This is a genomic window from Phormidium pseudopriestleyi FRX01 (genome assembly GCF_017313335.1).
GTDB lineage: Bacteria > Cyanobacteriota > Cyanobacteriia > Cyanobacteriales > Laspinemataceae > Laspinema > Laspinema pseudopriestleyi.
In genome coordinates, this window is record NZ_JAFLQW010000250.1 from 1 (window position 1) to 5,896 (window position 5,896).

At 49.2% G+C, this 5,896-nt stretch carries 3 protein-coding genes; all 3 read right to left on the reverse strand.

What is annotated here, in order from left to right; genetic code table 11:
* Positions 1–122: 122 nt before the first annotated feature.
* A complete protein-coding gene (locus tag J0895_RS09265) occupies positions 123–572 on the reverse strand; it encodes a hypothetical protein (protein ID WP_207087820.1) in 450 nt (149 codons plus the stop codon).
* Positions 573–1,122: 550 nt separating this feature from the next.
* Positions 1,123–2,292 (reverse strand): anhydro-N-acetylmuramic acid kinase, encoded by a 1,170-nt coding sequence (locus J0895_RS09270; protein WP_207087822.1) that lies wholly within the window; start codon positions 2,290–2,292, stop codon positions 1,123–1,125.
* A gap of 223 nt (positions 2,293–2,515) precedes the next feature.
* Entirely contained in the window at positions 2,516–5,737 is a 3,222-nt protein-coding gene (locus tag J0895_RS09275) for an efflux RND transporter permease subunit (RefSeq protein ID WP_207087821.1), read from the reverse strand.
* Between the last annotated feature and the right edge of the window lie 159 nt (positions 5,738–5,896).

Consider the following 5,896-nt stretch of genomic DNA (forward strand, 5'->3'; position numbering starts at 1 on the left):
AATAGCTTAGGTAAAATTTTGGATTGGTTCCCCAGCTTTGCGGCAGAGGTCCTGCGGCGCAGTTGTGAACCTGTCATCTTTTTCCCCTCCCGGCGGTAACAGCCTTGAGTGATTCAGTTGAGTTACTCCCCCAGTCGAGTCAGGGTAGCTTCCATTGCACTGGTTAAGTAGTGGCCTACTAAAATGCCGCTTGAGTGGTAGTAGGTGTTGTGATTGAGGCGATGCAAGGTTTCAAACCCACTGCGTCGCTTTTTTTCATCCCCGAGAACCCAATAGCGCTGGATAATCGTTTCCGGCGCGATCCATCCTTCGCCCTCCACTCGTCCGAGTTCGCTATGTTGGAGGACAAAGGTGTATTGGCGGTCCCCTACGTCAAAATGTCCCCGATATTGCAGGGTAATTTCTGAGCGATCGCTTCCGGGAAACGTCAGCTTGGTCACCATGTTAAACCAATCTTCGCGAGTCCATGCGACTAAAATTTTCCCGGTGACGGGAATGGTGGGAACATGGCGTTCTAACCAAGTGCCTTCAAGGGTCCAGCGACCCGGTTGCAGTAAAAATATATGATTCACGGCACCATATCCTTGCTTGAATTGCAGTCTGCCCCTATAGCATTTATATGCTACCAGGTTTTATGGGGCGGAGTTTTTATGAGAGAGAAAAATTTTGGGAATTTTTAGCAGAAAACGAGAAGAAGACCGGATATAAATAATTATGAGGAATGTTTGATTTTATAATTGACTCATTTTTTGAGGATAAGCCCTATAAATTATCTTTACTTTTAGAGGGAAATTCGTAGATGCTCTTAGGACATCGATACAGTATTCAATTCCCGGAACCAAGAAACTGGACTTGTAGCCCAAATATCCTGCAAAAACAAGAGAGCTTGCGCGCGATGCAAAGCCTACGGCATAGCTAACGCTGTGCGAAACCCCCTATGTTAGCAGGTTTTGAGAGATTTGCAAGTTTATTTAGGGTTGCTATAAATCGGTTTATTATTTATTTCTTATGTAAAAAATAAACAAGTAACTTGACTGATATCGGATGAATTCGGGCTTGATTTATGATGGGCATCACCCCGGTGAAACTTTATGGATTATCGATTAGTTTGGCTCTAAAATTTCATAAAATAGGAGTGTGAATTTCTCCCAAAAGGGCGGGGACTTTAGCGCCAGTACATTTAGGTAGATTGCCGGGAATTCCTTGTTGACGCCAATAGGCTAACACGGCAAAGGCGATCGCCTCTTTAAAATCTGCATTCACCCCCATGTCATCAGTGGTTAAAACCGCCACAGATTGACCATAGATTTCCTGCAAGCGGGTTTGTAACCGTTGTTTTAAATAACTGTTGCGACTGCCACCGCCACATAACAGGACCCGACTGGGGGGGACGGGTAAAAAAGAGCGATAGTTGATGGCGATCGCCTCAACAGTAAGTTCCGTCAGAGTCGCCAGCAAATCCTCGGGACTCAGGGAGTAGGGTTCAGCATCGGATAAACAATCCCGAAAATAGTCCCATCCAAATAATTCTCGTCCCGTAGACTTGGGGGGCGGTTCATGGAAAAATGGATGTTGAAGCCAATGCTCCAGTAAAGGTTGGCAGGGGACACCAGTGGCAGCCCAAGCCCCATCGCGGTCGTAGGTAGCTTCCCCATTGGTGAGGTATTCAACGGCTAAATCGATGAGGCTATTCCCGGGACCCGTATCCCATCCCAGCATCTGGGAAGAATCAGAACCCCTAGAGGGAGAATTCTCTTGTGGGGGAATAAATGCCACATTGCCGATGCCGCCAATATTTTGAACACATTGATAATGGTGGCGATCGCCGAGGGTGTAGAGGTCCACTTTGGGAACCAGGGGCGCACCTTGTCCTCCTGCGGCGATATCCCCTGCCCTAAAATTGGTGATGGTGGGAATTCCCGTGAGTTGGGCAATCACTGCACCTCGTCCTAATTGCAGACTATACCCGAGTTGTTTTGTCTGAGGGGGACGATGGTAAACGGTTTGTCCGTGAGAACCGATTAAGTCTACCGGGTTGTCCCCTTGTAGGGTTAAGGCAGCATGGGCAAAAGTTTGGGCGATCGCATCATCAAGTTCGGCAAATTCCGCCATTGATACCGAATCCCCAGCACAAACCGCTAAAATTTTTTGTCGCAGGGGTTCGGGATAGGGATAGGTTGTGCCTGCTATCCAATCCACCTGGAGATCCGATTCAGTTCCGGAGATCTCCACCATCGCCGCATCAATGCCATCGACGGAAGTGCCACTAATTAAGCCAATTACTCGGGTCATGAGTTCGGTGAGTTTGCCAATGGTGTTAATCTTACAACCAATGCGATCGTGATGAGGCACATTCTTGTGGAGTGTGTTCGGGAAGGGGATGAGGAGAGGAGTGCAAGCATCTTGCTCGCTATTATCCCAAGCGAGCAAGATGCTCGCACTCCTGATCGCTATGTTGAATAATGGGTGTTTCTAGGGGATTTTTTACCTTTCATTACTTGTCCTGAATGGGCTGTTATTTTAAGCCGAGAACCTTGATTTTATCCTTTTTGCCTTGGAGGGCTTTTAACTGGCGACGGTGACGAGATTTGCCGTTGATGAGGTTTTTAAGGAAATTTTGGAATCCATCAACGTAGGTAAATAAGACGGGGACGACGATTAAGGTTAAGAGGGTGGAGGTGGAAAATCCGCCAATGACGGCGATCGCCATTGGAGAACGGACTTCGCCTCCTGCCCCAATTTCCAGGGCGATCGGCATCATTCCGGCGATCGTAGAAAGGGCAGTCATGAAAATCGGTCGTAATCGGGAGACTCCCGCTTCTATAATGGCTGGAACTTGTCGCATTCCTTGTTGTTGATTGGCGAGGGTACAATCGACTAACAGGATGGCATTTTTGGTGACTAATCCCATCAGCATGACAATTCCAATTAGGGCAAATAGTCCTAATTCCTTTTGGGTAACCATTAGTCCGAGAAGTGCGCCACCAATGGATAGGGGGAGAGCAGCCATAATGGTCACTGGATGCAAGAAATTGTTATACAAGAGGACTAAAATGGCAAAAATCGAGAGAACAGCTAGTCCTAATGCCCCCAGGAAGCGCCCGAAAATTTCTTGCATAATTTTGGCATCTCCCGAGGATTGTTGTTCAACTCCGGGAGGGAGTGTCATTCCCGGGAGTGCTTCGACTTGTGCGAGAGCATCGCCCAGGGAAATCCCTTGTAAATTGGCTTCAATGGAGACTTGACGGGCGCGATCGAAGCGGTCAATTTGGGCGGGACCACTGCCGAGGACGATGTTAGCAACCGCCGATAAGGGGACTAAGCGTCCGGATTGGCTGGGAATTTCCAGATTACCGATCGCCTTGAGGTCATTGCGATAGCTTTGTGATAACCAGACTCGGATGGGAATTTGGCGATCGCTTAACTCAAATTTCGCCAAATTTGCCTCATTATCCCCGAGAGTTGCCAGAGATGCCGTCCGGGCGATCGCCTGGACCGATACTCCCAAATCCGCTGCCCGTTTGGGGTCTGGTTTAATCAAAATCTCCGGTTTCACCACCGAAGCACTAGAGGACACCTCTACCACTCCAGGGAGTTCGCGTATCTGTCGTTCTAAAGTATCCGCCGCCTCTTGCAAAGCCGTCGGATTCTCACTTTTTAGCACAATTGATAAATCTTTGCTACTTCCCCCCGCCCCGGCAGACTGGAAACTAATTCTTGCCCCAGGAACTTTGATAAACTCTTCTCGCATTTGTTGCTCAAAAACTTGTTGAGAAACCTCCCGTTCCTTCTTGGGTAACAAATTTATATACAATGTTGCTGTATTCAGTTCCCGAGAGGCACCGCCACTGCCCACAGTTGCCAGCACACTTTCCACTGCCGGATGTTGTTGTAACAGTGCGAGGGTGCGTTGGGCAGTGCGATCGCTCTCCCGCAGGGTAGAACCCGGAGGCAGTTCCAAATTGACCGTACTCAACCCCGTATCCCCACTATTAAACAAACCCGTAGGAATATACGGCACTAACTGTAAACTGCCAATAAAGAAAGCAAACGCAATTAACAACGTAATCACCCGATGTTTCAGCGCCCAAGTGAGAGCCGTGCGATAGGGCGTAATTTTTCGACGGGGGGAGTTAGGCATTTCCTCCGTTGCCGTTCCCATCCGGTTCTTCTTACTTCTCCGTTTTTGCCCCGAAGAGTGCTTGTCTTTGAGCAAATAAGCACTTAACATCGGCGTTATTGTGGTTGCCACCAAGGTTGAAAACAGGGTAGAAACTGAAACCGTCACCCCAAAGGGTTGGAAAAACTGACCGGGAATTCCTCCCATAAATGCCACTGGCAAAAACACCGCCACAATGGTTGCTGTCGTGGCTAACACCGCTAACCCAATTTCTTGAGCCGCATCCATTGCCGCTTGATAGGGTCTTTTCCCCATTTTTAAATGTTGGTCGATATTTTCAATCATGCAGATTGCATCATCGACTAAATTTCCCACTGCCAGAGATAGCGCCAACAACGTCATCCCATTCAGGGTGTAATTCAGGATTTCCATTACCATAAAGGTGGGAATAATGGATAGGGGTAAAGCAACCGCAGTAATCAACGTGGCACGCCAATCCCATAAGAATAAACCGACCACACCAACCGTTAGTAAACAGCCCATCACCAAGGCATCAATTGAGGCTTGATAGGAGTCACGAATCTCATTGGCGCGGGTAAAAATCAGTTCAAACTCGATATCATCCGGTAGGGTTTGTTGCAGTTCCTGGATGCTTTGGCGGACCCCTTCCTCTACGGTAACCAGGGTACTGCCGGTACTCCGCAACACCGAAAAGGCCACCACTGGGGTGGCAATTTCTCCGGAGTTGGTTGCTTGAGGTTGGGAATTGGCACTCTCTTGGGTGGACCAGAATCGGGCGCTTTGTTGGGGTTCGGCGAATCCATCAATGACGTTAGCGACACTTTCCAAGGGAACCGCTTCCCCGGAAGGGAGGACAATACGGTTCTGGCGCAACGCTTCGACGGTTTGAGCTGAACCGAGGGTGCGAATGGTGTTTTCACTGCCGCCAACTTGGGAACGACCCCCGGGAAGGTTGATATTTAAGCTGCGAATTTGGTCGTTGATTTGGGTAGCAGTAATCCCCAGGGCTTTGATGCGAACTGGGTCGAGTTCGATGAGGATTTCGCGGTCCACGCCCCCAATCCGATTGATTTGAGCCACTCCAGGAACGGCGAGGATGGCGCGGGCAATGGGGCGATCGACTAAATCGCTCAATTCTTCCACACTCCGGCGATCGGACCGGAGGGCGTAGGTGAGAATTGGCCCCCCGGCAAAGTCGAGGCGGCTGACGATGGGGTCGTTAATATCTGCGGGTAAGTCTTGGCGAATTTGGGAAATCGCATTCCGAACGTCGTTGGTGGCGCGATCGCTATCGGTTCCCAAGATGAAGCTAATGATAGTCGTGGATATCCCATCGGTGACGGTGGAGTTCAGTTCATCAATATTCCCTAACCCGGCAACGGCATCTTCAACTTTTCGGGTAACCTGAGTTTCGAGTTCCGTCGGTCCTGCACCGGTTTGGGTGACGGTAATACTCACGATGGGAATATCAATGTTGGGATTTTCATCAATACCCAACTGACCAAAGCTCATCCAGCCCACCACTGTCAATATTAGAAACATGACTAAGGTGGGAACGGGGCTTTTGATAGACCAAGTGGAGATGTGAAAAGACATGAGCCGATCTAGGGTGTAGTTTGAGGATGGGGCAGATGAGGCAGATGGGGGCTTACAACAGTAGTTTTTTTTACGAACGGTCCCCGGACCTTGGCAAGGTCCGGGTTAGGGTGGGGTCCTCTTGAAGCGCGATCGCACGTCAAGTCAAGAGAAATGAGT